Consider the following 25,011-nt stretch of genomic DNA (forward strand, 5'->3'; position numbering starts at 1 on the left):
AACTATTCCTTTAAATTATAAGCAGATTATTACCATTACATACACAACCGTATTACTTAACATTGAGAATCAACATTCTGTAAGTGTTGCGTGATTTCTGGTAACACCAGGGTTAACACGTCCTGCCTCAACGCATCTGACTCTTCACAATACTTCAGGCTACCGTCTTCAGTAGAATCAAGCCAATGGTTCTCTCGCAGCGCAGATATGAAGCTGGACAGAACGTTCTTGTCATAAAACTCGGGGGAACTCATTCCATAGAGTGTGGATAATCGTTCAGCTACCTGACGGCTGGTTTTTTCCAGGTTGTTGCGACTAATAACCCGTTCGCGGGCCATAATGGTCAGCACCACCGCATAACGCTGGAAAGTCTCCTGCATACAACGGCTAAGTAACCACGCTGAATGGAAGGTTCGCTCTGAGGAAGGTGGTGGGAATAACTGGCCACTGTCCTGAAGTACCAGTAACCCTTGCTCGACCATGTTGTTAATCAGCTCATCGGTATAGGTGAGAGCAGCATCCTGCGTCATATAAATAAACAGTTCTTTTTGCAGCAATGGGTAAAGCGCAGCCATTAAACGTAACACCTCGTGTCGGTGTATGCCTGGTCTGGAGAAAACCGCAGCCTGAATCACTCCAGGCAATGCAAATAAATGAAGAATATTATTGCGATAGTAAGTTAAATAAACAGCGGCATCCTTCAAAGGTGCGACCAATGTACCGTATCCATCCTGGGATACGTTAAACCTTTTCAGTGCCAACGTTTCTTTAAGCATAGTTTTGGCACTGATGTCCGGAATGGTAGCATCGTCTGAGAACGGAGCCTGCTTAAGCAATGTCAAATAATTGCCCATGGCGCGGACAAGTTCTTTTTCCGTCATGGTTTGTGTCTTTGAAGAAAGCAGGCATAAGGAAACCAGTGCCATACCGTTAATGGCAGCATTGCGGTTGATCCGCAACATCACCTCATTAGCGAGCTCATTTACCATAGGTGTCAGCCATGCTGGCTTTTTATCCATATCGGCAGGCAACGTTTCCCGCCAATCCGGTACGGTTTGCTCTAAAAACTGATTTAAGTGGATGGGTTCGCCGAAATTTACGTATCCGTGTCCATAGTCGCGCAATTTTTTAATCGCTGAGAAAACCTGAAGGTTAGATTCTTTTTTCTTTCCACTACCTTTAAGTTCGCTTAGGTAGCTTTTTACTTCCATGACATTTTCGTACCCGATGTACACAGGTACGATACTGACCGGGCGTTTTACACCTTTGAGTACTGCCTGCATTGTCATGGCGAGCATTCCGGTTTTTGGTGGGATTAAACGCCCTGTTCTGCTGCGGCCACCTTCAGGGTAATACTTGACTGAATAGCCCTTGTTGAAGAGTAGCTCAAGGTATTCTCTGAAAACTGCAGTATAAAGCTGATTGCCTGCAAAACTCCGGCGAAGAAAAAATGCGCCACTGCGACGAAAAATGGGGCCTGCTGGCCAGAAGTTCAGGTTGATCCCGGCAGCAATATGGGGCGTTACCATACCTTCGTGATAAATTACGTATGTCAGTAACATGTAATCCATGTGGCTGCGGTGACACGGTACATAAATAATCTCGTGGCCATTCGCTGCCAGTTCGCGTATGCGCTCCGCATGGCCAACACTAATACCATTATAAATTTTATTCCAAATACGGGTGAGAATGCGATCGCCAAAACGGATTAGTCCTTCACGGTAATCAGCGGCAATTTCGTTAATATACTCTTTGGCGGTTTCCCGGGGATCTTCGGTCTTTTTCTTGCCCTTTCTAGCGTGCTGAGATTCATACATGGCTTCCTTCACGCTTTCTGAGCCCAATATGGCATTGTATAATTCCTGGCGCTCAAGAAGTGTAGGACCCGTCATACTCTGACGTTTTCGATGAAAGTGAGTACTTGCTACGCGTATGAGTTTGTGAGCGATGGATTCGTCGCTACCCCGCTGAGTTGACATTTCTCGCGCTGATACGGCTTTGCTAAAGTTTATGAAATTATCACGGCCCAGAAATAGCACTATGAATAATTTTCTAAGCCAGCTTGGAGAAGCGTGATGGGCAATCAGGTCGCTCAGTCCCGGCGTGCCTTTACCTGGCGCTCTACCCCAAGACACAAACACGGGGACCACTTGTACGTCGACATCGTGATGATCCCGGTGAAGATGAAAAAGACTGGAGAACACTGAATCTACATCTGTATGGGAGGCGGTTTTTACAAACAGAGGTTCTGTTTTTCGTAAAAAAACGCTACTGGGATACGTTTTGCCCGCCACCGAGATCTCAGACGTGGGGCTGGGTAAACCTAATCTCTCCGTTGTCATGCGCAAAGCAAGTTGATCAGTAACGGAATTTGTCGGTAGCAAATAAATAATAGGCTTGCTTTTGTCTATACCCAGCTCAGATTCTACATTGGCTGGAATACTGTGATCTTTGACTAAAAGCTTAACGGGATAATGAAACACCGACAGCAGCGTTTTGCGCATCCACGACATGAAGAGTAAATCCTGTATTATGAAAACCGGCGTAGTTTACCACACTTATACGGCGATCCAGATGAACTAAGGTAGGAAAGTCATGATAGTGTCTACGTGAGGAACTGTCACGATTCTAACATGACAGTTCAATGAATTTTCTTCATAGCCCATCCGCCGGCAGTGGCCAGTACCGTTGTTGCGAATGTTCCCCACATCCAGTCTACGATTGTCATCGAAAGTGGCCAATGAGCCAGTATAGAGTAGCAAGTGAGGTTATAAGTTCCGTAAGCAGTTGCACCAAGTACAAAACCTGCGACACTGGTGCGGATCAGGTTTTGGTTCGCATAAGGGCGTATAGCCAGAAACACTATAGAAGCGCAGTAAAGCACGTAGAATACGAGCCAAGGCCAGGCAATAAAGTTATCTCGTAGCAAGCCAGCAAAGGCAGATTGATACCAAGGCATAGCTAAAACGCCCAGCCATAAGCCGTCGAGAACAGCGAACAGAGCCAATACGACGAAATACGCTGTGATATTTGCTTTAATAGATGTTTTCATAACCAAATAAACGCGTCTCATACAAGAAAAGTTCAGTTTAACTGTCACGATAGCGTGCTTTGTAACAAACTTGGACCATAATTGAACTATCACCCGAACGCGATCACCGATTAGAGGTGAGTGAAAAGTAAGGAAAAGCGGGGACAGTATGCAAAGAAAACTATTTGAATTCGGTGATTTATTCTGGGTTCCTGAATTTTACCACGCGTTTTTGCGCCGCTTTATGGGCGCGCTGTACAAAATCTTTGGCTACCACAAACTCTGGATGCCAGAGCTGAATGCTTTCATCGAAAAATCTGGCGGCAAGGTACTCGACCCCTGCGCCGGAAGTGGTTATGTAGATGCGCTGCTCATTAAAGAGATGAAACAGCAAGACATTAAATTTTACCTGTCGGATTTTATGATCCACAAAAACCCGGAATTCAGAGAGCACATCAATAACCTCGGAGACTCGCGTATTCACTATTTAGAGCAGTCTATTGATGTGCTGCAGGACAACCCGGATTTTCGCTGCCCGAAAATTTTTATCAACGCTTTTCATCATTTCGACGATGAGCAGGTCGCTCAAATATGTAAACTCAATTTGTCCCACGGTGATGACATCTTGGTACTTGAGTACTGCGACAATGCATTTGTAAGCTATCTTTCTATGTTATTCGGCCCCCTTATCGCAATGATTTTGCTGCCCTTTATTACAGAGCGGCGACAGTTGCTGGTAACGGCTGTGTTCACCTATCTAATTCCAATTGTCCCCGTGATGTTACTGTGGGACGGTCTCGTATCTAATTTGCGCTGCTACTCTCATCGTTCACTGAAGAAGATAGTACACAATGCGGGTTTCACTTCTGCGGAAGTTAAAACCACATTCCGACGCAGCTTGCTTTACCCTGCGGGGGTTACTTCCCACCATATTGTTGCATCACCAGAAGCGAAGAAATCGTGAGATTGTTTTTGATTCTGTAAATTGATTGCTTGCTGTCGGTAGTAGTTAAGAGTGAAATATTGGGTCACGGAAAATCAATAGGTTAGTAGCCGTTTTCAAGTTAAGAAGTTTGCTGGTCCTCCATTTTTTCCGGTTAAGATAGTTTTAGATTGTGGGTTGATGAAAATGCCGTCTTTTAGGAGATATGGGTATGTAGTGGTCAAGTCATTTTGGTCACTATAATAAGCAGGTTGGCCGGTTTTGCCTCGACTGCCTATAGCGAATACTTTACCGACCACTTTCAAAGTAAAAACCGTGATTATCAAAAGTGAATACCGTTGAGATACATGTAACCCACTGATAAAGTAACGATTCATAATGAAAATAAACGGAAAAGCTCTATGCAAGGACGACATCTTAAGTGGTTAGTATTACTTCTCGCATTAACCACTTTACTGAGCGGATGTGGAGCGACCAAGGTCTCTGCGCAAAAACAGGATGACGATCGCCTGTCCACTAATCAGGAGGGATATCTGCTGATTGGTCTGGTGAACAATTACTCTCTCGATGCATTGTATATTTGGGGTGAAAAAGACCTCAAGCTAACACGAGAGGATCTCTCTGCCGGAGAAAATTATATATTAATCCCGGTTCCTGCAGGTAACTATCGGTTGGGTCAAATCAATTATAACTTCTACTTCAGGACCAAGCTTGAAGACGACATATGGCAATTTACAATTACCCCCGGACAAATCAATTACATCGGCCATTTAACCGTTAATCGCCCGTCTTTTTGGTTTTTCGCCAACGATGTGGAACTAAAAAACCAAGCCGCTGGCGCACAACTCTATATGGAAGAGTACTTTCCGGGCCTGTTAGGGGAACGCTCATTGGTTTATGCCGGCCCCGGGGAAGACAAGTTTTACCAGTTCATAGAACAGTTGGAGGCCACCGATGAATAAATGGCTGTTGGTTTTACTGTTTTTATCGTGTAATGCGCTGGCACAGATTAAAGAAAACAAGGTTGAGAGCCCGGTTCCGGCTTCCAAAATTTTCTCAAATCAGCAATTTAGATCACCAAGTTTATCTCCTGATGCCAGCTACGTGGCGGTATTTGAATACCATGAAGACAACTCCCGGGTTGGCTTGATTGATCGTAAAACTGACAATTTTATTCCCCTTGCTGACCTGGGTGAAGGCGGCCAGCTTGCCGAGTATTTCTGGCTCACCGCTAACCGTCTGTATCTTGAAGTATCGGTATTTGTTAACGACCGTCGTGTTAATGTGATGACCATCATTGAAATTAGTTTTAATGAAGACGGTACCCCTTCTTTCACTTCTCACCGAATTCGTCACAGCGGATATGTGCTGGGGCGCGCCTATTCCGAGCCGGAAAAACTGGTGTTTGCCTATAAGCCGCCTAAAGGCGATACCGAGATCTATGTGACTGACCCCATAGCGCTGTCTCAACCAGACTGGAAAGGACGAAATGAAATACACGACCTTATTGATGAGGCCGCGTTTTACTTTTATGACTCACCATCAGACCAATTACTGGGCTTAAGCTACGATAGCGAAGCAGAGACATTCACCCTGCAATACCGCGCTTTGCATGATTCTGAATGGCAAACCCTGCTGGAAGATTTTGATACTGAATACACCTTCAAACCCATGGGTTTTATCGACAAAAACAACCTGGCGGTACTCAGTGATATTTCTACCGATAAAATTGCACTTTACCGGTATAACATCCCAACTAAAACCTTTAGTGAAGTATTGTACGAGCATGAAAGTTACGATTTGATCTCAGCCGAGGTTAGTTATGAAACTGGTCAACTTACCTCAGTTTCTTACTACAAAGGCGGCGAGCTCACTGTGGAATATCTCAACTCAGTGCATGGTTACCGCCAGTCAGTACTCAATGCTAACCTTACCGGGCGAAATACGGTGCTGGTTGATTACAGTGCTGAAGCCGACGTATATATTGTAGCGGCCTATGCTGCGGATGCACCGGCTGATCTCTACGTTTATGATGTGCAGGCAAAAGTCGCCAGATTGTTATTTTCTGTACAACCCGAGTTAGATGGATATGTTTTTTCCACAGCCCGGTTAATGACCTTTGAGTCTGCTGATAACCAGATAGAAGCCTATTTTTATCCTGCGGTCGGCAAGTCCAATGAGGTACTCCTCGTAATGCCCCATGGCGGACCGGTTGGCGTGCGGGATACCGCTGAATTCAACCGCGTAGTCCAGTTTTACACTACCCGTGGTTATGCCGTATTACAGGTAAACTATCATGGCTCTTTTGGATTTGGCAAAGCCTTCCGTGAAGGTGGTGTAGGAGAAATTGGTCAACAGATCGAACAGGATATCGTACAAGCCATTAAGCAGCTTGAACAACAACACACCTTTAAAAACCGTTGTGCAATAGGGGCCAGTTACGGTGGTTATTCGGCGTTAATGCTGAGCATTTTACATCCCGACCTGGTTGACTGTGTCGTCGCTCGATTTGGGGTATATGACCTGCCGCTGATGTTCAACCAGAGCAACCTGAAAACCAGCGAAGAATGGTTAGAAAAAGTCGAAAACACGGTTGGTGAATACAATGAGGACTTGTTTACTATTTCACCTCTGTATCTTGCCGACAAGATCACCAAACCTTTGCTATTAACCGCAGGTTATAACGACGATGTTGCAGCATTTGAGCACACTCAGCGCTTGGATTATGTTTTAACCAAGCTCGGTAAACCCTTTGAACACGCATACTACAAACGCACCGGACATGGCCACTCTCGTTGGAGCGGCGATCAGCATGAGCACGTTATGATTGATGATTTTATTCGTCGCCAGTTGTCTATCGCACCACTAGGCATTGAAGAAACGTCTGAAGAAGAACAAAAATTACTCACCGAAGATTTGTTGTTAGTCGCCAATGGTTTTTTTGGCCAGTACCGCGTTGATAGAGACGAAAAACGGGCTGCATATTTTTACCAACAGGCGGCCGCTACCGGTCAACCTGAAGCCATCTATCGGCTGGCACTGAGCCAGTTAAACGCCAGAGAATCGGTGACGCCGGTGTCCGACAGCATTACTTTATTAACCCAGGCCGCAGACCTGGATAATGCCGATGCTGCATATCAACTAGCATACCGGTATTTGCTCGATTACAGGTTTGACGCCCCGCAACCTGCACTTGCCAAACCTTATCTCGATAAAGCCATTGCTTTAGAAGAAGGTTACCGCACCACACTTTTAAAGCTGTTATGGGATTGCGTTTGGGCAGAAGACGGTCCAACGAATTGCCTGACTGCATTAAAGGCGCTGCCAGAAGACGAGGATGATCAATACCAGCACCTACAACATGAAATTATTGCAGAAATGGTGTCCAGATTTGCAGGCGTTCAAGAAAGCCTTGAGGCGTTATTAAAGGAGTTTTCAAACATTTCGGCCAGTACCACAACAGTTGATGTAGTCAACAGTGGAGTGCTAAGTGAGCTCGCCAATGGCGAAGAAGGATTTACCTCAGTTGAAGGCCATAGTTTAGAGCCGGGAGATAAACTCGCGGTGCGCTTTAAAGTTGGCTCAGGCGCCATGTTCAGAGCCGTCGATGAAGCCCTCGGCATAGTAGCTGAATGGCAAGGTGTTCAACCAAATGGAGAGGTGATTAGGTTAGATCGTACCTTTTTATACGGCCACCCCAGAGCCCACCAGTATGGTAAGAAAACGCCATGGCAAAGCGCCCGTAATCTGAGTACATATGATCTGCAATTCACCGCGATTAAACTGGTGTTAAAGGACATCTATAGCCAAGTCCAACTCACCGTCACCTTTACTTTGCACTAGGGTGTGTTGATCTTTGCTGTACACTTTAGCAGCAGTGCATAGCTGGCAAGTGTACGCCATTTATGATTATAGACGATCTGGTTATGGCACGTGCCGGAATCAAGAGCAGAGTGAACTGAATGCCTGATCCTTGTCTGTAATCGAGTTTAATGTTGCTGGAATTTCTTCGTACTAAACTGGAACCCACACATTGTTTTTACTTGTGTAAAACACTGAACTGTATATACTTACAGAAACTGTATAGAAAGACAGGCTGTTTATGCGTCCACTTACACCCCGACAAACGGAAGTTTTAGAACTTATCAAAACCACCATGCTGGAAACCGGCATGCCCCCAACTCGTGCAGAAATTGCCAAACAACTGGGTTTTCGTTCTGCTAATGCAGCTGAAGAGCATTTGAAAGCGCTGGCCAGAAAAGGGGTGATTGAGATCCTTGCTGGAACATCCCGTGGGATTAAACTCAATATTCCGTTAGAAGCCGAGAATGAAGAGGATGCAGGTTTGCCGCTTATCGGAAGGGTGGCAGCTGGCGAGCCAATCCTGGCTCAGGAGCACGTAGAAATGCATTATAAGGTCGATCCTGATCTGTTCCATCCCAGGGCTGACTTTCTTCTGCGTGTAAATGGTATGAGTATGAAAGATATCGGCATTCTTGATGGCGATTTACTCGCAGTTCACAGAACAACCGATGTTCATAACGGTCAGGTAGTTGTGGCTCGGGTTGATGAAGACGTAACAGTAAAGCGGCTTGAGAAGAAAGGTCGTGAAGTGTGGCTGCACGCAGAAAATGATGATTTTAATACTATTAAAGTCGATTTAGCCTCTGAGCCTTTTAACATCGAAGGACTGGCTGTTGGCGTTATTCGAAACGCTGATTGGATGTAGCGACGTATTTCTTCAGAACAGTTATCAAAAGGCAGCGTTAGCTGCCTTTTTTATGGGCAGAATACGGCGGATGCCGATTGCTGCGTTGCCAATTTACACAAGACAAATATCACCATAGTTTCAAAACGTCAGTGAGGAAACTCGCCTTGTATTGCAGTTTTTATTGCTGGACGTGCTTCGGCTCACAGTAGTGCTCAGTACTTACAATTACGGCCTGTATAAATTCATTCAATGTAGTAAAACGGTCTACTGCCGATGAAAACAAAGCCTCACTGCTTTTTTTCGCAGTAAAACCTTCGTTTTACCCACGCATTGCACAAAGATGGTGCTTTCTTAAAAGAAACCTCACAAGCGTTGATAATTCAATGGTCTGTCTAAAAAACATACAAAACATTCGATAAATCAGAATTCAATAGCAAGAATTACAAATCCACACCCCGCTCAGGCGCTGTCTCAGAATGTGATAAGCGCAGATTAATCATTAAATTCTTAATGAAAGACTAGACAAACCATTAAATCTGTTTAATTCTTATACTGTTGTTTACAATAAAATAACAATCCAGGATAAATATTAACAACCAGGATGGTCTCAATGTCAGGGTCTTGTGAAGCGGCATTACACATGACCCTCCATCACGGAGGTGTTGAGTGAGAAAACGCAGAAGTATAGCAACAAGGGTTTTGGGTGCGGCAACGGTATTGTTGCCCTGGCAAATCCTTGCTCAAACGGCGTCCACCACAGAGCGAGCAGGTCAATTGAATCTGCGCCAGGGGGTCACTGATATTAGCGGACAGGTTTACGACCTGCATATGCTGATGTTCTCAATTTGCGTAGCCATTGCTGTGGTGGTTTTCGGCGCGATGTTTTATTCCATTTTGAAGCACCGAAAATCCAAGGGCGCGAAACCAGCTCACTTTCATGAAAATGTGAAAGTGGAAATAGCCTGGACAGTCATCCCTTTTCTTATCTTAATTTTTATGGCCGTTCCGGCTGCTAAAACCCTCATCGCCATGGAAGATACCACAGAACCCGATATGACCGTGTTAGTCACTGGGTCACAGTGGAAATGGCATTATCAATATATGGACAGTGATGTTTCGTTTTACTCGTTAATGGCTACCCAGCAAGAGCAAATTCAAAATAAGTACGAGAAAGGCGAGAACTACTTGCTTGAAGTTGATCGCCCCCTGGTCATACCTACAGGCCAAAAAGTCCGGTTTTTGATCACCTCTGATGATGTCATTCACTCCTGGTGGGTGCCTGATTTTGCGGTGAAAAAAGACGCGAACCCTGGCTTTATCAATGAAGCCTGGACCAAAGTAAATGAGCCGGGAATATACCGTGGCCAATGTGCAGAGTTGTGCGGAAAAGATCATGGGTTCATGCCTGTGGTTGTCGTTGCTAAAACCCCTGAAGACTACAAAGCCTGGATGACTGAGCAGGAAGACATTGTCAGAAAAGCCAAAGAAGAAGAGCAGCGCTTGTTGGCGATGAACATGACAATGGATGAGTTAATGACGGTTGGAGAAAAGGTATACAACACTACCTGTGCAGCTTGTCATATGCCCAACGGAGAAGGCTTGCCAGGTGTTTTCCCTCCATTGAAAGGTAGCGCGATGGTACTGGAAGATCAGGCTGCCCATATCAACATTGTGTTAAACGGGAAAGCGGGCACAGCTATGCAGGCCTTCGGAAAAATGCTGTCGCTGAAGGACATCGCGGCGGTTGTGACCTACGAGCGTAATGCTTGGGGAAATAATACCGGCGATATTGTTCAGCCCAAAGACGTTAACGCAGTTGCCACGGGTAAGTAGGAGCGAACTATGAGTAAAGCGACAGACACGTTAGTAGCAGGCGGTGACGCTATGCATGACGACCATCATCACGGCGCACCAAAAGGCCTGATGCGCTGGGTACTGACTACCAATCACAAAGATATCGGTACTTTGTACTTGTGGTTTGCATTTATCATGTTCCTGGTGGGCGGCGCAATGGCGATGGTGATCCGTGCAGAACTCTTCCAACCAGGTTTACAAATAGTTGACCCTAACTTTTTTAATCAGATGACCACGGTTCACGGGCTCATCATGGTCTTCGGCGCGGTAATGCCCGCCTTCACCGGGCTGGCAAACTGGCTTATTCCTATGATGATTGGTGCCCCGGATATGGCGCTTCCCAGAATGAATAACTGGAGCTTTTGGATCCTGCCATTCGCCTTTGCCATTTTGTTAGGCTCATTGTTTGTGGAAGGCGGTGGTCCGGCTTTCGGCTGGACTTTTTATGCACCTTTGTCGACTACCTACAGCAGTGACAGTACCGGATTGTTTGTGTTCTCTGTGCACATTATGGGTATTTCGTCCATTATGGGTGCCATTAACGTCATCGTGACCATTTTCAATATGCGTGCGCCAGGCATGACGTGGATGAAAATGCCGCTATTCGTGTGGACATGGCTTATTACGGCATTTCTGCTTATTGCCGTAATGCCTGTACTGGCTGGTGCAGTAACCATGGTGCTCACTGATAAATTCTTTGGAACCAGTTTCTTCGACGCTGCAGGGGGCGGCGACCCGGTTATGTTCCAGCATATATTCTGGTTCTTTGGGCACCCTGAAGTATACATAATGATTCTGCCAGCTTTCGGTATTATCTCTCAAATTGTTCCCACTTTTGCCCGCAAGCGCTTGTTTGGGTATGCGTCTATGGTCTACGCAACTGCCTCCATTGCGCTGTTGTCGTTTATTGTGTGGGCACACCACATGTTCACTACCGGAATGCCTGTATTTGCTGAAATGTTTTTCATGTTCGCCACAATGCTAATTTCAGTGCCAACAGGGGTGAAAGTCTTTAACTGGGTAGCCACCATGTGGCGAGGGTCTATGACTTTCGAAATTCCAATGATGTTCGCCCTGGCTTTTATTGTGCTGTTTACCATAGGTGGTTTGTCGGGGCTCATGCTCGCCATCACACCCGTTGATTTTCAATACCACGACACCTACTTCGTGGTAGCGCATTTCCATTACGTACTGGTAACCGGCGCCATATTTTCCATCATGGCAGCAGTTTATTACTGGTTGCCAAAATGGACTGGGAAAATGTTTGATATAACTTTAGCCAAGTGGCACTTCTGGTGCTCGCTGGTATCGGTGAACGTGTTGTTCTTCCCTATGCACTTTGTGGGTCTGGCAGGAATGCCACGGCGAATTCCCGATTACTCCCTACAGTTTGCCGACTATAACCAGTGGATCAGTATTGGCGGTTTCGCATTCGGATTGTCACAACTTATCTTCCTGGCTCTTGTTATAAAAGCCTGTAAAAAGGTGGGTGATCCGGTTTCCGACCAGGTATGGGAAGGCGCAGAAGGTCTGGAGTGGGAAATCCCCTCACCGGCTCCTTATCATACGTTTGAAACACCACCTGTTGTGAAGTAAGCAGTGAGTACGCAGTCGGCGCAAAATCAATCACTAACCATTCGACTACTCGTGGTGGTCGTGGCGATGTTTGGATTCGGTTTTGCGCTGGTTCCGCTTTATGACGTGTTTTGCGATATCACCGGCATTAACGGTAAAACAGAGAACCAGGCAGCCGTTTGGAAAGACGTTCCTGTGGATGAAAGCAGAACAGTGACTGTGGAATTTATTACCCGCACAAATACTGGGATGCCGTGGGAATTTCGCGCAGAAACTAAGCGTGTGGAAGTGCATCCGGGGGAAGTCAATACGGTGTCGTTCTATGTGAGGAACCCCGCGGGTAGTGAAATAATCGCGCAGGCTATTCCGTCTGTGAGTCCCGGTCAGGCTGCACTCTATTTAAATAAAACAGAATGTTTTTGCTTCAATCAGCAACCTTTGCAGGCCGGACAGGAAACTTATATGCCCATGTCTTTCTACGTCGATACAAACCTGCCCGAAGACATCAGCTATTTTACATTGCAGTACACCCTTTATGACGTGACAGCCAGAGCGGCTGATCTCGCCGAGAAAGAGAACCCTTATTTACGTCAGTCCGCCAGCGGTAGTCGCTAGGTGGGCAGAAAGGAGAGTTATGATGCAACAAGAGTATCAGCGCTACTATGTTCCAGCACAAAGCCCCTGGCCCATTGTGGGGGCAGTAGCTTTATTCCTCATCGCCGTTGGCGCAGCCAATACTGTTATTGAAAGTAGTAAAAGTGAATCAGGGTATGGCGTGCATATCTTGTCGCTGGGGATCCTGACGTTACTGGTGATGTTAGTGGGTTGGTTTAAAAACCAAATCGACGAATCCATGGGAGGACTTTACAGTGACCAACTCGGCCGTTCATATCGACAAGGTATGAGCTGGTTTATATTTTCGGAAGTCATGTTTTTTGCTGCCTTTTTCGGTGCCTTGTTTTATGCCCGTATGATCTCTGTACCCTGGCTGGGTGGTGCCTCGAATAACGCCATGACCAATGAAGTTTTATGGCCGGGTTTTCAAGCAATCTGGCCTTTGGTAACTACGCCTGGCGGCACTACAACCCAGGAAATGAGCCCGGCGGGCTTGCCCACTATCAACACCATTATCTTGTTGATTTCATCAGTAACCCTGCACTTTGCTCACGTTGGGTTAGAGCAGCAAAAACGCAAGCAACTTATAACGATGCTAGGGGTAACTATTTTATTGGGCGTTGGTTTTCTGTTTTTACAGGTTGAAGAGTATATCCACGCTTATCAGGAGCTGGGTCTGACACTTCAGTCGGGCGTATACGGAAACACTTTCTTTATGCTCACAGGGTTTCACGGTATGCACGTGACACTGGGAACGATTATTCTCATTGTACTGTTTTTCCGGGTATTAAAAGGGCACTTCACCCCTGACAACCATTTTGCGTTTCAAGCCGGCAGTTGGTACTGGCACTTCGTTGATGTGGTGTGGGTCATGCTCTATATGTTTGTTTATGTTCTGTAGCTTGGAGAGGCCGTTTAATACGGCCTTGGATTGGGTGTAATTAGCCCTGTGGCAATGCCAATGAGAATAAGCACAACAATAATCACGGATGTCATCACGCGGCGACCAATAAATTTACTCATGGGTTCGCCGTTATTGTTGCTCTTCATCATAACGCGCATAGCCAGAAATAAATTGATGATCATGTAAATCAACAGGCAAACCAGGATTATTTTTATAACCATATTTTTCTCCTAATGCGGGGGCAGTGAATGATTAAAATTTCCCGTAAGTTACTGACACTTCCCATTGCTGTGGCAGTTTGCGCAGCGGTAGTCTGTATGGTCATGCTGGGGTTTTGGCAGCTCGACCGCATGCATGAAAAGGAGCAACGTCTGGCTAGCATAGCGCAAAAAAGTAGTGACGGGGCAATGACTTTACGAGAATTAGACCCACGACGTGAAGATATTCGGGATGTTTTGGTTGGCTTCAATGGAAAAGCAGATACAGAAAAATTGCTGTTCCTCGACAATCAGGTTGAGAATGGACAGGTGGGTTACGATGTCATTGTTCCTGTTGTCAGTAATGAGGGAGTTGTGCTGGTTAATTATGGATGGGTAAAAGCGCCTCTGTTCAGAGACGAACTTCCTACTGTTGATATAAATACAGCATTTCAACACTTCCACGGTCGTATAAATGTTCCTTCATCTAATCCGGTAGTTCGGGAAACGCTTTCGTTTGATACCTCTTTCCCTGCAGTTATTCAAGCGCTTGATGTTGCGTTTATTTCCCGTCTCACTCAAACGAAAGTTGCTCCGTTTATAGTGGAATTAACTGCACCAGAAAAAAGTAGCTTTGTCAGGAACTGGCAGCCTGTAGTGATGCCTCCACAAAAACACCTCGGTTATGCAATCCAGTGGTTTGGTTTGGCTATCGCAGCTGCATTGGTGAGCTATTTTTCGTTTAGAGCCAATAACAAAGGATAAATAATGTCTGAGAAAAGTAATAAATTTACCTTACTGGGCTTACTTCTGATTTTTGTTTTACCAGTTATGGTTGCCAAATTGGCACTGGACAACAGTTGGTTTAACAGTGGTGCAACTAACAAAGGCGAATTACTCCAGCCTGTAAGGGATTTTTCAGCCGTACTTGCTGAACAAGAGCCCAAATGGCGTATTGTCTATTCTGTGCCGCAAACCTGCGACGCAGCATGTACGAATGCGATCTACAGCATCCATCAGGTGTGGATAGCGCTTGGTCGGGAAACTGATCGCGCAGAGGCAACGGTTATTCTCACTGATACCAGCGATCAATCAATACTGAAAAGTATCGAAAGTGAGCACAACTTACACGTTGTGAGAGTCGCAAAGGACGCGGTCGAGAATGTGATGCAACCTCAGGATGCCGGGACCATCATGCTGGTGGATACACTGAATAACGCCATGCTTCGTTACCCCACCTATGAAGATAAAAATGACGCTGTACAAAGCAGTAGGGACATCCTCGCCGATGTGAAGAAGCTTTTGAAATTATCCCGTATAGGTTAAGGAGTCGGTCATGAGAAAACTCGTACTTTTTAGTTTGATTCTGGCCGTTGTGGTGATTGTTCTGGGCGCGTACACCCGCCTGACGGATGCGGGGCTTGGTTGCCCAGACTGGCCAGGGTGTTACGGCCTGCTTACAGTGCCCACTGAAGCCGCGCATGTGGATATGGCTAACCAAGCGTTCCCCGAAAGGCCTGTGGAAGCCGCAAAAGCGTGGAACGAAATGATTCACCGGTATTTTGCCGGAGCACTGGGGTTATGTATTTTTACTATTGCGATAGTTGCGGTTAGAAATCGTCGGCCCGGTCAATCTGTAAGGTTGCCACTGTTGTTAGTGGGGTTGGTATTGTTTCAGGCCGCACTCGGTATGTGGACAGTCACGTTAAACTTATTGCCTGTTGTAGTAATGGCACATTTACTCGGTGGCTTTAGTATTCTTGCCTGTTTGTTCCTTTATCATTTAAAACTCAGAGAGCCCGTACGTCGGCCTCGACGCATCAATATGTTGACTAAGTTTGCCTTAGTTGGCATGGCGATCCTGCTTATGCAAATAGGGCTCGGTGGATGGACTTCCGCCAATTACGCGGCGCTTGCGTGTACCGATTTTCCTGTTTGTGAAGACGGCTGGTCAGCGCGCTTGGATTTTTCCGGTGCTTTTAGCGTTCCCTATGCAGAAACCTATGAATTTGGCGCCCATGGCTACAGCGAGCGTATGACAATGCATATTGTGCACAGGGCAGGTGCAGTGGTTACATTCCTGTATTTATTGTGGCTCGGATTCAGGTTATGGCGTCAGGATGTGTCGTCGTCGATGAAAACTGCGGGTTCCATGTTAATTGGTGTTCTTATGCTTCAGGTGACACTGGGAGTGAGCAATATTGTGCTTAGTTTACCCGTTATTGTTGCGGTTGCGCATAATCTTGTTGCGGCCTGTTTGTTATTAGTCATGGTGTGGATCACTTATCAATTGTCTCGTGTTCAAGGGGGAATTCATGGCTAAATCTATTCCGTTATCTGTAAATGCTACGCGATCAAAACAGCGCACAACCTGGCGCGATTACTATGAGCTAACCAAACCTAAAGTCGTCCTGTTACTACTACTAACCGCATTGGTGGGGATGTGTCTCGCTACTGATGGTTGGGTCAATTTGCAGGTGTTAATTGCGGGTATGTTGGGCATAGGCATGCTGGCTTCGTCTGCAGCAGTGATTAACCATGTTGTCGATCACCGTATTGACGGTATGATGGCGCGCACCGTTAACAGGCCGGTGGTCAAAGGTAAAGTCACAGCAGCACAAGCATTGTGCTTTGCAGCGCTTCTCGGAGTAGCAGGGTTCGCCTTGTTGTGGTTTTTGGTGAATGTTCTGACCGCAATGCTAACACTCGCTAGTCTGGTAGGTTATGCGGTTATCTATACGATGTTTTTAAAAAGAGCTACGCCGCAAAATATCGTTATTGGTGGTTTAGCTGGCGCCGCACCACCCTTGCTTGGATGGACAGCCGTCACAGGTAGTATTCACGCCCATGCGTTATTACTGGTGTTAATCATTTTTACCTGGACTCCCCCGCATTTCTGGGCGCTGGCCATTCATCGTCGAAAAGACTATGCCAGAGCAAACGTACCCATGTTACCTGTCACTCATGGCGAAGCATTTACAAAAACCTCGGTGTTAGCCTACACGATCCTTCTTGTTTTGGTGTGTCTGTTACCTTATTTGGTGGGGATGTCAGGAGTAATCTATCTGGTCGGGTCGTTAGTGTTGAACGCAGGGTTCGTGGTTTGGGCTTACAGACTTAAATTTGTTTGTAAAGAAGATACCGCCATAAAAACATTTCGATATTCTATTGTTCATCTCATGGTATTGTTTGTCGTATTACTCGTAGACCACTATGTACCTGTTAGCTTATGAATCAAAAAATCGTCATCGGCATTGTTGCTATTGTCGCAGTGATCGCCGGTATATTAGGGGCAAAGTACTTAGCGCCGACCACTGACAAAGACGAAATTGATGTAAAATATTTTGCTTTTTATCCGGCTTCAAGGCCGGTTAAGTCCTTTGAACTAACCCAGGCTAATGGCAATCCATTTGGCAAAGAAAATCTGAAAAATGCCTGGACACTGGTTTTTGTCGGCTATACTTATTGCCCTGATATTTGTCCGACAACCATGGCTGCACTTAACAAAGTTTGGCCTAAACTTTCGTCTATAAAGTCCGGGCATCCAACTCAGGTATTGTTTTTGTCGGTTGATCCAAAAAGGGATTCAATACAAAGGCTTGAAAACTATATTGGTTATTTTAATGACGATTTTGTTGCAGCCACAGGCCCACACAAAGAGCTATTTCCACTTGTAAGAAATTTGGGTTTGATGTATGCAATAACAGGAGATACAGAAAAACCTGACTATTTGGTCGATCATAGTGCATCTGTAGTTCTTATTAATCCCAATGCCGAAGTCATTGGAAGGTTCAAACCAATAATGGAGCCAGGAAAGTTAGCAATCAGTGATGTCGAACAAATTCTTGTCGATATGCCGGAGATTGTGAAACTTCAGTAGTTGTCATGACAGTTGTTGTTAGGCAGGCAGCCGCGAAGGATATGGAATTCGCGGTGCCGCTGTTACTGGATGCAGCGGAAAATTTATTAACCTGTATTTTTGGAAATGGAAATCGCGACGATGCGTTTGCTTTTCTCTCAGCCGCTTGGCTCCGGGGGACGGGTCAGTATGGCTTTGAAAACCATTGGCTGGCATGCGTAGGAGAGGACATTGTTGGCATAGCATCCTGCTGGCACGACGGATTACCAGAGCACTTCGACAGAAATACCCTTGCTGCCATCACGGATTACTTTGGTATTGACGAGGCCCTGGAAGTTGTCATGAGAAGTCAACAGCACACAGTTGCTCTGCATTGCCCGATGGTACTCGAGATGAGCGTTGGTCATATTGCTGTTGCTGCTGGCGCCAGACGAAACGGCGTGGGTACAGCGTTAATTCGCTTTATGGAACGCAAAGCACGAGCGTTGGGCAAGTTGTCGCTTATTTTGGATGTGGAAGAGCATAATCATGGAGCCGTGCGATTTTATGAGGCTTTGGGGTTCAGTGGTAAGCAAGATTTTGCCCCATTCATTAAAATGTCAAAGGGCATAGCGCCACTGTAATAGTGGCGTTGTCAACACACTCTAGTCAGGATAGGTACCGTCTTCCCTGGCAACAAAAAATGGTTGTGAGTACCAGTAATATCTACCAGGTTCTGATGCCGAAGGCGCGGTACAATTTACACGAGAGCGGCCAACCGGCAGCGTATGATTTAATGAGTAACTGAGGGTGTTATTTTTAACGTCAATGGGAAGGCTCTTACCCTGAAAATAGCAGGCTGCTTGTGTCAAACGAACATCCTGATGGACTACCGTGATACTCTGGCTTCCCTCTAGTTTATTGGTGGCAAGTTCTGGGTTTTGCAGCGACTGAGACTGCACCGGCATGGCCAGGCTTGCCATTTTTACCTTTAGCGATTTCATACTGGCGTAAGGGCCTGCTGCTGGAAAGCGCGGTAGCGCAGCAAAATTACTGATTGGCCCTACTCCGCCTGAATGTTGCCCAAAGCCGATATATCCAGCCTGTTTAACACGCTCGGCTAAACGTTGATTAAACTCACCGAATGGATAAGCCAAATATTTAAGTGATTCTCCCGTATGCTCGCTTATCTGTGCTTCCGCTTCCTCTACATTCTGCCACACCCGGTCTAACCACGTGGACTCACTTTCCCCTTCTAAACGGTTTAGCATGTGAAGGTGATCAAGAGTGTGGTTGGCGAAATCCACGCCATCCTCATGCATTTGTTTCACCTGCTGCCAGGTCAATTGGCTTTTCTGTTTACCAATTTCCCCAGGGTTTATAAAAATGGTGTAGGGCAGCGACAATGCCTGCATGATCTCATGTCCATTTGACAAGATATTTTCAAAGCCATCATCAAAGGTAACTGCGATGGTCTTGTTGGGTAACGGCTGATTGTTTTTGATGGCGTTTATGACATCAGGTAGGGGCAAAACAGTGTAATGCTCGGCTAAATAGGACATGTGCTCCTTAAATACTGCAGGTGACACACTGGTGCTGGCTGGCGTGTGCGCAGATACATGATGGTATAGCAATATTACCGCGCTGCTCTGATCGTCCAATTGCTTATCGGAAGGCGCAGCCTGAACAAATAACGCCGCCACGAAACTAAAAATAAACAATGCATAGCTCAGCGCCGCCGGGTGTCTTCTGGTAAACTTCATTCACCATCCTCTTCTTAAAAAACGATGTCGTTGATCAAAATCGATTCAGTTAACTGGCCTGCCCATAAGCAGTTATTAGCATTGGCCATTCCCATGATTTTGGCTAATGTTACCACGCCTTTACTTGGCCTGGTTGATACGGCCGTGATGGGACATATGGATTCATCTGCTATGTTGGCAGGGGCGTCCATTGGAACATTAATCCTCACTCAAATCTACTGGGTGTGCGGGTTCTTAAGAATGTCCTCCACCGGCTTGAGCGCCCAGGCGAAAGGCGACGCTGCTAACAGTCAACTGCTGTCTGCCAAAGTACTGTGGCAAACCGCAATGATGGCTATATTACTTGGCGTGGTAATTTGGCTACTGCAAGTGCCGATCCTGTCTATCGGACTCCTTTTAGCTAACTCTTCAACTAACGTTGCGCAGTACACCGAAGCTTATTTCTATGTGCGCGTGTGGGGCGCACCTGCAGCAATGCTCAATCTTGCGCTCATTGGTTGGCTGGTGGGACAGCAAAAAACCCGTTGGGTGCTGTGGATACAGGTCGTGGGAAATGTCCTCAATGGTGGATTAGACGTTGCCTTCGTCTACGGTTTAGACATGTCGGTGAAGGGTGTGGCGTTGGCGAGCGCAATCGCAGAATACAGCATGACGATAATGAGTTTGTTCGTTGCTTTGAAATTGACACAGTCTTTTCGGCCCTCGCTGGGTTGGTTTAACAGTGCGGCGAGAAAAGTGCTGCTCAAGCTTAATAGTGACATGCTCATTCGAAATTTGGCATTACAGCTTTGTATTGCATTTTTAACGTTGCAAGGGGCACGCTTGGGTGAGACGTCTGCAGCAGTAAATGCCATTCTAATGCAATTTTTCGTGTTAATTGCCCTCGGCCTGGATGGAATTGCTTACGCTGTTGAGGCGCTGGTTGGCGAAGCTGCAGGTAAAAATAGCACGCCGCGCATTCTAGCTCATACACGCCGGGGGCTGTTTTGGTCGTCGGTATTTGCTATCGCGTACGCTGTGGCATTTGGTTTGTTCGGTAACCACATCATTGCCTTGCTTACCGATCTGCCGTCCTTAGCTAGCGCGGCGGAAACGTATTTGCCTTTAATGGTCTTATTGCCACTGCTCGGACACTGGTGCTTTTTGTTTGATGGCGTTTTCGTGGGGCTTACACGTTCCGAAGCAATGCGCAATACCATGGTGATCAGCGCCTTTTTTGTGTACTTCCCGGTGTGGTGGTTCACACAGTCGGCAGGAAACAGAGCGTTATGGTATGCGCTATTGGCATTTTTGCTTGCCAGAGGGGTCACCCTGGGAGCGGCATTTGTTAGCTTTATTCGCCGCCAGAGGGCGGTCGATTCCGAGGGTTGATGATCTTGAGCCTGTGCCAAAGCAACATCAAATAACCGGAAATAGCGATGGCGAAACCCAGCAGCAGGGTAGCAAGTGAAAAGTAATACACCAATTTATGAATATGGCTTAACAACAATAAAGAAAAAGCGCCAATAACGAAAAGCCCAAGGCCGAACTTGAATCTGCGCCAGCTACGAAAGAGGCCAGTAGACGGATCAGCGCTTTTTTTCATGCTGGTTAGTAGTAAGAATGTTCGCCGGATTCGTGTTTGGTGGCGTCTCGGACACCCACAAGTTCACCGGGAAATTGTTCCAGCAACTGTTTTTCAATACCGTCCTGCAGCGTCACATCAACCATCGAACAACCGTTGCAGCCACCGCCGAATTGCAGAATTGCGTATCCGTCTTCAGTGATTTCCAGTAGCACTACCTTACCGCCGTGACTCGCCAACTGAGGGTTTACCTCTGCTTCGATGACATAGCTAACACGTTCAACTAAGGGCGCATCGTCAGCCACCTTGCGGGCTTTAGCATTCGGCGCTTTCAACGTTAACTGTGACCCCATTTGATCTGTAACGTAATCGATTTCCGCGTCTTCTAAAAACGGTGCGCTTTCAGCATCCACAACGGCATCAAAACCATTAAACGGTAAACGAACATCTTCAGGTTCAACTGCAGTCGGAGGACAATAAGAAACACCACACTCAGCTGTGGATGTACCTGGGTTTACCACGAAAACGCGTATGTTCGTCCCAGCATCTTGTTTTTCCAACAGTTTTGCAAAGTGTGCCTGTGCTTCTTCTGATATAGTAATCATTAACAAATCCTACGTTGCATCTTTAATACGCCTATAATAACAAATTTACCTGAGCAAAACAGTCGGGTATTTGTTTGACACGGTTAAAAGTATGGTCGAATGTACAAAAAACAACAGGAAAGGAATATGGGTTCACAAATAATTTCCACGCTCAAAATCGTTGTTGCTATGATGCTGATCTGTGGGTCAGCTCTTGCTGCCCCGGTATTTAAGGATTCGGGAGGAAAGCCCGCAAGTGCTTACCTGCCAAAAGGCGTCAAGTTTAACCCGACCGTTCCTACGCCTGCGTCTTTTTTGGGAGCTGAAGTAGGCACCTGGCATGTCCGACATGATCAACTGGTTGCTTACATGTACGCCCTGGCAGCAGCTTCTGACCGCGTGACCGTTGAAGTAACCGGGCATACACATGAAAATCGTCCACTGTTACTGTTAACTATTACCGACCCGAAAAACCGCAATAAACTAACCAACTGGCGCCAGGCTCATCTCGATACTGTAAACCAAGGAGCAAAGACGGCAAACAATGCCCCCTTGTTTTTTTATCTTGGATATAGCATTCACGGTAATGAGCCATCTGGCAGCAATGCGGCGCTCATTATGGCGTATTACTTAGCAGCCGGTGAAGACGACACCATCGCTGAACTTTTGAATGAGAATGTGGTGTTGTTCGATCCGTCACTCAACCCGGACGGCCTTTCTCGATTTGCTCATTGGGCAAACATGCATAAAGGTAAGAACCTGGTGTCAGACCCGCTAACCAGAGAACATATTGAAGTTTGGCCCAGAGGCAGAACCAATCACTATTGGTTTGACTTGAACCGCGACTGGCTACTGCTGACTCACCCTGAGTCCCAAGCCCGCATTAAGAACTTTCAAAAATGGCGTCCACATATTCTCACTGATCACCACGAAATGGGGTCAGATAGTACTTACTTCTTCCAGCCTGGGGTTCCTTCCAGAAAAAATCCCAATACGCCTGATGGCAATGTTCGTCTGACCGAAGCTCTAGCGGGTTTTCATGCCAAAGCCTTCGATGATGCCGGTCAGTTGTATTTTTCTGAAGAGGCTTTCGACGATTTTTACTACGGTAAAGGCTCGTCTTACCCGGATTCGCTGGGCAGTATTGGCATTCTGTTCGAGCAGGCAAGTAGTCGCGGCCATGTGCAAGATACTATTAACGGCGAACTTGCGTTTGCGCAAACAATTCAGAATCAGGTCACCACGACATTAAGCACGATTAAAGGGGCCCTTGCGAACAAACCCGCTATTCTTACTTATCAAAACACGTTTTATGATGAAACATCCAAAGCGATCAAGGATGACGAAGACTTCGCTGGCGTTATTGCCCTGCCAAATGACAAGGGACGCATCGAGGCCCTGACCGCTATTTTTGAACAGCATGGTATTGAGTATAAATTTACTAATAAAGAACTCACGAAAGACGAACAGGTTTTCCCGACTGGCAGTATTGTTGTGCCATTTGACCAACCTAAGTACAGGCTAGTGAAAAGCTTGTTTTCTACCCGTCAATCCTTCGCAGAAAACACGTTTTACGATGTGTCAAACTGGAATATAGCCCTTGCTTTTAACCTTGACTATGCCGTGTTGAGTAAACGTGATGGCCGGGGTATAAAGTTCGGCGAAGCAATGCCGTCAAAGGGGCAGCCAGCTGTGGACGAAAACGCTTATGCTTATGCCTTCGAGTGGAATGATTACTTCGCGCCAGCCATGCTTCAACAGTTGCTTGAGGCTGGCGTTGCTGCCCGCAGTACGGAAGCCCCTTTTAGTGCAACATTAACTGATGGCCGTGAAGTCGATTTCGGCGCAGGTTCTATAGTTATACCTACTCCGCTGTCTCAACCCATCAGCCTTGTTGAACATATCCGCGAGGCTTCTCGATTAACAGGCGTTGAAGTTTACAGTCTTGCTAGTGGGTTAACGCCAAAAGGTGCAGATTTAGGCAGCCGTACAATGTCGGTTATCTCTCAACCTCAGGTTTTAGTCGTTGGGGGGGAAGGCACCTCTTCATCAGAAGCCGGTGAAATATGGCATTACCTTGATACTCGCGTTGGTTTTTCGCCGTCAATCATCGAGAAAGCACGTCTGGATAAAGTGAATTTCGCTGACTACAGTCATATTATTTTCGTTAGCGGAAGCTACGGTGATATCGCGGATGATGTGATGGATCGCCTTACCGACTGGGTCCGCCAAGGGGGTGCACTGATAGGTCAAAAAACGGCATTGCGATTCTTCGTGAGCAGGAACCTGTTAGATGCAGATGTGGTTGGCAGAGAAACCATTGACCGCGCCTTTCCCACAGATTCAATGGGGTATAAAGACAAATCCGCTTTGGCTGCGAGTAAGATCATTGCAGGTGCAGTGTATAATACAAATATTGATACCAGCCACCCGCTATTTTTTGGTTATACCGGTGACACTTTGCCTGTGTTTAAAACGAGTAACATGATTATAAGGGCTGAAAAAAATCCGTTCACCCAGCCAGCTTTTTACACTGAAAAACCCTTATTGGCCGGATTTAGCGCCAGCCAGTTACAAGATATGATTGCCGATTCTTCTGCAGTACTTGTGCAACAAAAAGGGAAAGGTGTAGTGATAGGTTTTGTTGATAATACGCTTTTCCGAGGGTACTGGTACGGTACGGGTAAATTGATGGGTAATGCTATTTATCAATCGACTCACCTGGTTCGTTGACGTAAAGGCGTTTTACAAGTCAGCGCCATTACCCAAATATCGACAATGAGCTCGGGGTGGTGGATTCGTAACTGCTTTGCGAGCACATCGGCGGTAACGCCAGTGGTCATGACGTCGTCAATAATGGCAACATGGTGATAAGAGGCCGGTAGTGAAACCGAGAACGCATTGCGCAAATTCAGCAACCGATCGGCCTTTGACAGAGTGTGTTGCGCCTTCCCGAGTTTGCGGCTCGCCCAGTCGTAGCAGACCGGGCGCTGAATCTGCTCGCCGATGCGCTTGGCGAGCTGGGCTGACTGGTTAAATCGTCGGTGCAGAAAGCGCCGAAAGTGAACGGGGACGGGGAGCAAACAATCAGGCAACAATGTCTCCGTGTCGATACACTGTTCAACGAACCAGCGGGCGAGAATATCTGTGCTTGCCATACAACGGCTAAACTTCATTCTTTGGATAAGTTCGTCGAAAGGCCACGCATATTCGCCTAAAGCCAAAAGGCCGTCATAGGCACTGTGTCGAAACTGTTTGCTGATAACCGGGTAGCGAAGTAAATTACCGTCATAATTAAGCTGTAACATTGAGCGGGTATCAAATTTGCAGTAATCACATACAGCCGTCGGACTGTATTGCTGACAGAGTAAACAGGCCAGATTGGGAATTTGCATAGTTTTGCGCCAGACGTTCCCGTTGTTTGTACATTTT

22 protein-coding genes are annotated in these 25,011 nt (G+C 46.5%); 16 read left to right on the forward strand and 6 right to left on the reverse strand.

Features of this window, described 5'->3' with window-relative positions:
• Positions 1-56 precede the first annotated feature (56 nt).
• Together plsB and ACXACM_RS03495 are read right to left on the reverse strand one after the other, a co-directional pair.
• Entirely contained in the window at positions 57-2,513 is a 2,457-nt protein-coding gene (gene plsB / locus ACXACM_RS03490) for a glycerol-3-phosphate 1-O-acyltransferase PlsB (RefSeq protein WP_474819825.1), read from the reverse strand.
• 128 nt (positions 2,514-2,641) lie between these two features.
• Positions 2,642-3,052: a DUF2177 family protein gene (locus tag ACXACM_RS03495; RefSeq protein WP_474819827.1), complete on the reverse strand. Its 411-nt coding sequence runs from the start codon at positions 3,050-3,052 to the stop codon at positions 2,642-2,644.
• Positions 3,053-3,200: 148 nt separating this feature from the next.
• Between ACXACM_RS03495 and ACXACM_RS03500 the strand changes: the two genes are divergently transcribed.
• From ACXACM_RS03500 to ACXACM_RS03535, 8 genes are all read left to right on the forward strand, one after another.
• Complete coding sequence (locus ACXACM_RS03500) at positions 3,201-3,995, forward strand: hypothetical protein (RefSeq protein ID WP_474819828.1); 795 nt, start codon at positions 3,201-3,203, stop codon at positions 3,993-3,995.
• 380 nt (positions 3,996-4,375) lie between these two features.
• Complete coding sequence (locus ACXACM_RS03505) at positions 4,376-4,936, forward strand: hypothetical protein (protein WP_474819829.1); 561 nt, start codon at positions 4,376-4,378, stop codon at positions 4,934-4,936.
• Positions 4,929-7,817 carry an alpha/beta hydrolase family protein gene (locus ACXACM_RS03510; RefSeq protein WP_474819831.1) on the forward strand — a complete coding sequence of 963 codons (2,889 nt, stop codon included), beginning with the start codon at positions 4,929-4,931 and terminating at the stop codon, positions 7,815-7,817. Before ACXACM_RS03505 ends, ACXACM_RS03510 begins: the two co-directional genes overlap by 8 nt.
• A gap of 259 nt (positions 7,818-8,076) precedes the next feature.
• The gene (gene lexA, locus ACXACM_RS03515; protein WP_474819832.1) at positions 8,077-8,703 is read left to right on the forward strand and encodes a transcriptional repressor LexA; all 627 of its coding nucleotides are present in this window, start codon (positions 8,077-8,079) and stop codon (positions 8,701-8,703) included.
• Between the two features lie 699 nt (positions 8,704-9,402).
• The gene (gene coxB, locus ACXACM_RS03520; protein WP_474824203.1) at positions 9,403-10,518 is read left to right on the forward strand and encodes a cytochrome c oxidase subunit II; all 1,116 of its coding nucleotides are present in this window, start codon (positions 9,403-9,405) and stop codon (positions 10,516-10,518) included.
• Between the two features lie 9 nt (positions 10,519-10,527).
• Positions 10,528-12,135, forward strand: coding sequence for a cytochrome c oxidase subunit I (gene ctaD / locus ACXACM_RS03525; protein WP_474819833.1), 1,608 nt, complete (start codon positions 10,528-10,530; stop codon positions 12,133-12,135).
• Between the two features lie 3 nt (positions 12,136-12,138).
• Positions 12,139-12,729, forward strand: a complete 591-nt coding sequence (locus ACXACM_RS03530; RefSeq protein WP_474819834.1) for a cytochrome c oxidase assembly protein — start codon at positions 12,139-12,141, stop codon at positions 12,727-12,729.
• Between the two features lie 19 nt (positions 12,730-12,748).
• Entirely contained in the window at positions 12,749-13,630 is an 882-nt protein-coding gene (locus ACXACM_RS03535) for a cytochrome c oxidase subunit 3 (protein ID WP_474819835.1), read from the forward strand.
• A gap of 14 nt (positions 13,631-13,644) precedes the next feature.
• Here the strand turns inward: ACXACM_RS03535 and ACXACM_RS03540 are convergent, their stop codons facing one another.
• Positions 13,645-13,854, reverse strand: coding sequence for a DUF2909 domain-containing protein (locus tag ACXACM_RS03540; protein WP_474819837.1), 210 nt, complete (start codon positions 13,852-13,854; stop codon positions 13,645-13,647).
• Positions 13,855-13,881: 27 nt separating this feature from the next.
• On the opposite strand from ACXACM_RS03540, the gene ACXACM_RS03545 reads away from it, so the two are divergent.
• Genes ACXACM_RS03545 through ACXACM_RS03570 form a run of 6 tightly spaced genes read left to right on the forward strand, consistent with a single transcriptional unit; the run spans position 13,882 to position 18,312 of the window.
• Positions 13,882-14,595: an SURF1 family protein gene (locus ACXACM_RS03545; protein WP_474819838.1), complete on the forward strand. Its 714-nt coding sequence runs from the start codon at positions 13,882-13,884 to the stop codon at positions 14,593-14,595.
• A gap of 3 nt (positions 14,596-14,598) precedes the next feature.
• The gene (locus ACXACM_RS03550) at positions 14,599-15,156 is read left to right on the forward strand and encodes a hypothetical protein (protein ID WP_474819839.1); all 558 of its coding nucleotides are present in this window, start codon (positions 14,599-14,601) and stop codon (positions 15,154-15,156) included.
• A gap of 10 nt (positions 15,157-15,166) precedes the next feature.
• Positions 15,167-16,153 carry a COX15/CtaA family protein gene (locus tag ACXACM_RS03555; RefSeq protein WP_474819840.1) on the forward strand — a complete coding sequence of 329 codons (987 nt, stop codon included), beginning with the start codon at positions 15,167-15,169 and terminating at the stop codon, positions 16,151-16,153.
• Positions 16,146-17,063, forward strand: coding sequence for a heme o synthase (gene cyoE / locus ACXACM_RS03560; RefSeq protein ID WP_474819842.1), 918 nt, complete (start codon positions 16,146-16,148; stop codon positions 17,061-17,063). The genes ACXACM_RS03555 and cyoE overlap by 8 nt, the downstream gene beginning before the upstream one ends.
• Positions 17,060-17,710 carry an SCO family protein gene (locus ACXACM_RS03565; protein WP_474819843.1) on the forward strand — a complete coding sequence of 217 codons (651 nt, stop codon included), beginning with the start codon at positions 17,060-17,062 and terminating at the stop codon, positions 17,708-17,710. The genes cyoE and ACXACM_RS03565 overlap by 4 nt, the downstream gene beginning before the upstream one ends.
• Before the next feature lie 5 nt (positions 17,711-17,715).
• Entirely contained in the window at positions 17,716-18,312 is a 597-nt protein-coding gene (locus tag ACXACM_RS03570; protein ID WP_474819844.1) for a GNAT family N-acetyltransferase, read from the forward strand.
• A 21-nt stretch (positions 18,313-18,333) separates the two neighbouring features.
• Here the strand turns inward: ACXACM_RS03570 and ACXACM_RS03575 are convergent, their stop codons facing one another.
• Complete coding sequence (locus ACXACM_RS03575) at positions 18,334-19,431, reverse strand: polysaccharide deacetylase family protein (RefSeq protein ID WP_474819845.1); 1,098 nt, start codon at positions 19,429-19,431, stop codon at positions 18,334-18,336.
• Between the two features lie 24 nt (positions 19,432-19,455).
• Between ACXACM_RS03575 and ACXACM_RS03580 the strand changes: the two genes are divergently transcribed.
• Positions 19,456-20,802 carry an MATE family efflux transporter gene (locus ACXACM_RS03580; protein ID WP_474819846.1) on the forward strand — a complete coding sequence of 449 codons (1,347 nt, stop codon included), beginning with the start codon at positions 19,456-19,458 and terminating at the stop codon, positions 20,800-20,802.
• Between the two features lie 219 nt (positions 20,803-21,021).
• On the opposite strand, the gene nfuA is transcribed toward ACXACM_RS03580, so the two are convergent.
• Positions 21,022-21,600, reverse strand: a complete 579-nt coding sequence (nfuA, locus tag ACXACM_RS03585; RefSeq protein ID WP_474819847.1) for a Fe-S biogenesis protein NfuA — start codon at positions 21,598-21,600, stop codon at positions 21,022-21,024.
• A gap of 126 nt (positions 21,601-21,726) precedes the next feature.
• On the opposite strand from nfuA, the gene ACXACM_RS03590 reads away from it, so the two are divergent.
• Positions 21,727-24,312 (forward strand): M14 family metallopeptidase, encoded by a 2,586-nt coding sequence (locus ACXACM_RS03590; RefSeq protein WP_474819848.1) that lies wholly within the window; start codon positions 21,727-21,729, stop codon positions 24,310-24,312.
• Here the strand turns inward: ACXACM_RS03590 and ACXACM_RS03595 are convergent.
• Complete coding sequence (locus tag ACXACM_RS03595; protein ID WP_474819850.1) at positions 24,297-24,974, reverse strand: ComF family protein; 678 nt, start codon at positions 24,972-24,974, stop codon at positions 24,297-24,299. The two genes, ACXACM_RS03590 and ACXACM_RS03595, sit on opposite strands and share 16 nt — an antisense overlap.
• Positions 24,975-25,011: the final 37 nt, after the last annotated feature.

It is taken from the genome of Alteromonas sp. AWQ4_252 (genome assembly GCF_056158205.1).

Bases quoted from the DNA above. Each gene is read 5' to 3' on its own strand.
- plsB (WP_474819825.1), bottom strand. From the start codon at position 2,513: ATGTCGTGGATGCGCAAAACGCTGCTGTCGGTGTTTCATTATCCCGTT.
- ACXACM_RS03495 (WP_474819827.1), bottom strand. From the start codon at position 3,052: ATGAAAACATCTATTAAAGCAAATATCACAGCGTATTTCGTCGTATTG.
- ACXACM_RS03500 (WP_474819828.1), top strand. From the start codon at position 3,201: ATGCAAAGAAAACTATTTGAATTCGGTGATTTATTCTGGGTTCCTGAA.
- ACXACM_RS03505 (WP_474819829.1), top strand. From the start codon at position 4,376: ATGCAAGGACGACATCTTAAGTGGTTAGTATTACTTCTCGCATTAACC.
- ACXACM_RS03510 (WP_474819831.1), top strand. From the start codon at position 4,929: ATGAATAAATGGCTGTTGGTTTTACTGTTTTTATCGTGTAATGCGCTG.
- lexA (WP_474819832.1), top strand. From the start codon at position 8,077: ATGCGTCCACTTACACCCCGACAAACGGAAGTTTTAGAACTTATCAAA.
- ctaD (WP_474819833.1), top strand. From the start codon at position 10,528: ATGAGTAAAGCGACAGACACGTTAGTAGCAGGCGGTGACGCTATGCAT.
- ACXACM_RS03535 (WP_474819835.1), top strand. From the start codon at position 12,749: ATGATGCAACAAGAGTATCAGCGCTACTATGTTCCAGCACAAAGCCCC.
- ACXACM_RS03540 (WP_474819837.1), bottom strand. From the start codon at position 13,854: ATGGTTATAAAAATAATCCTGGTTTGCCTGTTGATTTACATGATCATC.
- ACXACM_RS03545 (WP_474819838.1), top strand. From the start codon at position 13,882: ATGATTAAAATTTCCCGTAAGTTACTGACACTTCCCATTGCTGTGGCA.
- ACXACM_RS03550 (WP_474819839.1), top strand. From the start codon at position 14,599: ATGTCTGAGAAAAGTAATAAATTTACCTTACTGGGCTTACTTCTGATT.
- ACXACM_RS03555 (WP_474819840.1), top strand. From the start codon at position 15,167: ATGAGAAAACTCGTACTTTTTAGTTTGATTCTGGCCGTTGTGGTGATT.
- cyoE (WP_474819842.1), top strand. From the start codon at position 16,146: ATGGCTAAATCTATTCCGTTATCTGTAAATGCTACGCGATCAAAACAG.
- ACXACM_RS03565 (WP_474819843.1), top strand. From the start codon at position 17,060: ATGAATCAAAAAATCGTCATCGGCATTGTTGCTATTGTCGCAGTGATC.
- ACXACM_RS03570 (WP_474819844.1), top strand. From the start codon at position 17,716: ATGACAGTTGTTGTTAGGCAGGCAGCCGCGAAGGATATGGAATTCGCG.
- ACXACM_RS03575 (WP_474819845.1), bottom strand. From the start codon at position 19,431: ATGAAGTTTACCAGAAGACACCCGGCGGCGCTGAGCTATGCATTGTTT.
- ACXACM_RS03580 (WP_474819846.1), top strand. From the start codon at position 19,456: ATGTCGTTGATCAAAATCGATTCAGTTAACTGGCCTGCCCATAAGCAG.
- nfuA (WP_474819847.1), bottom strand. From the start codon at position 21,600: ATGATTACTATATCAGAAGAAGCACAGGCACACTTTGCAAAACTGTTG.
- ACXACM_RS03590 (WP_474819848.1), top strand. From the start codon at position 21,727: ATGGGTTCACAAATAATTTCCACGCTCAAAATCGTTGTTGCTATGATG.
- ACXACM_RS03595 (WP_474819850.1), bottom strand. From the start codon at position 24,974: ATGCAAATTCCCAATCTGGCCTGTTTACTCTGTCAGCAATACAGTCCG.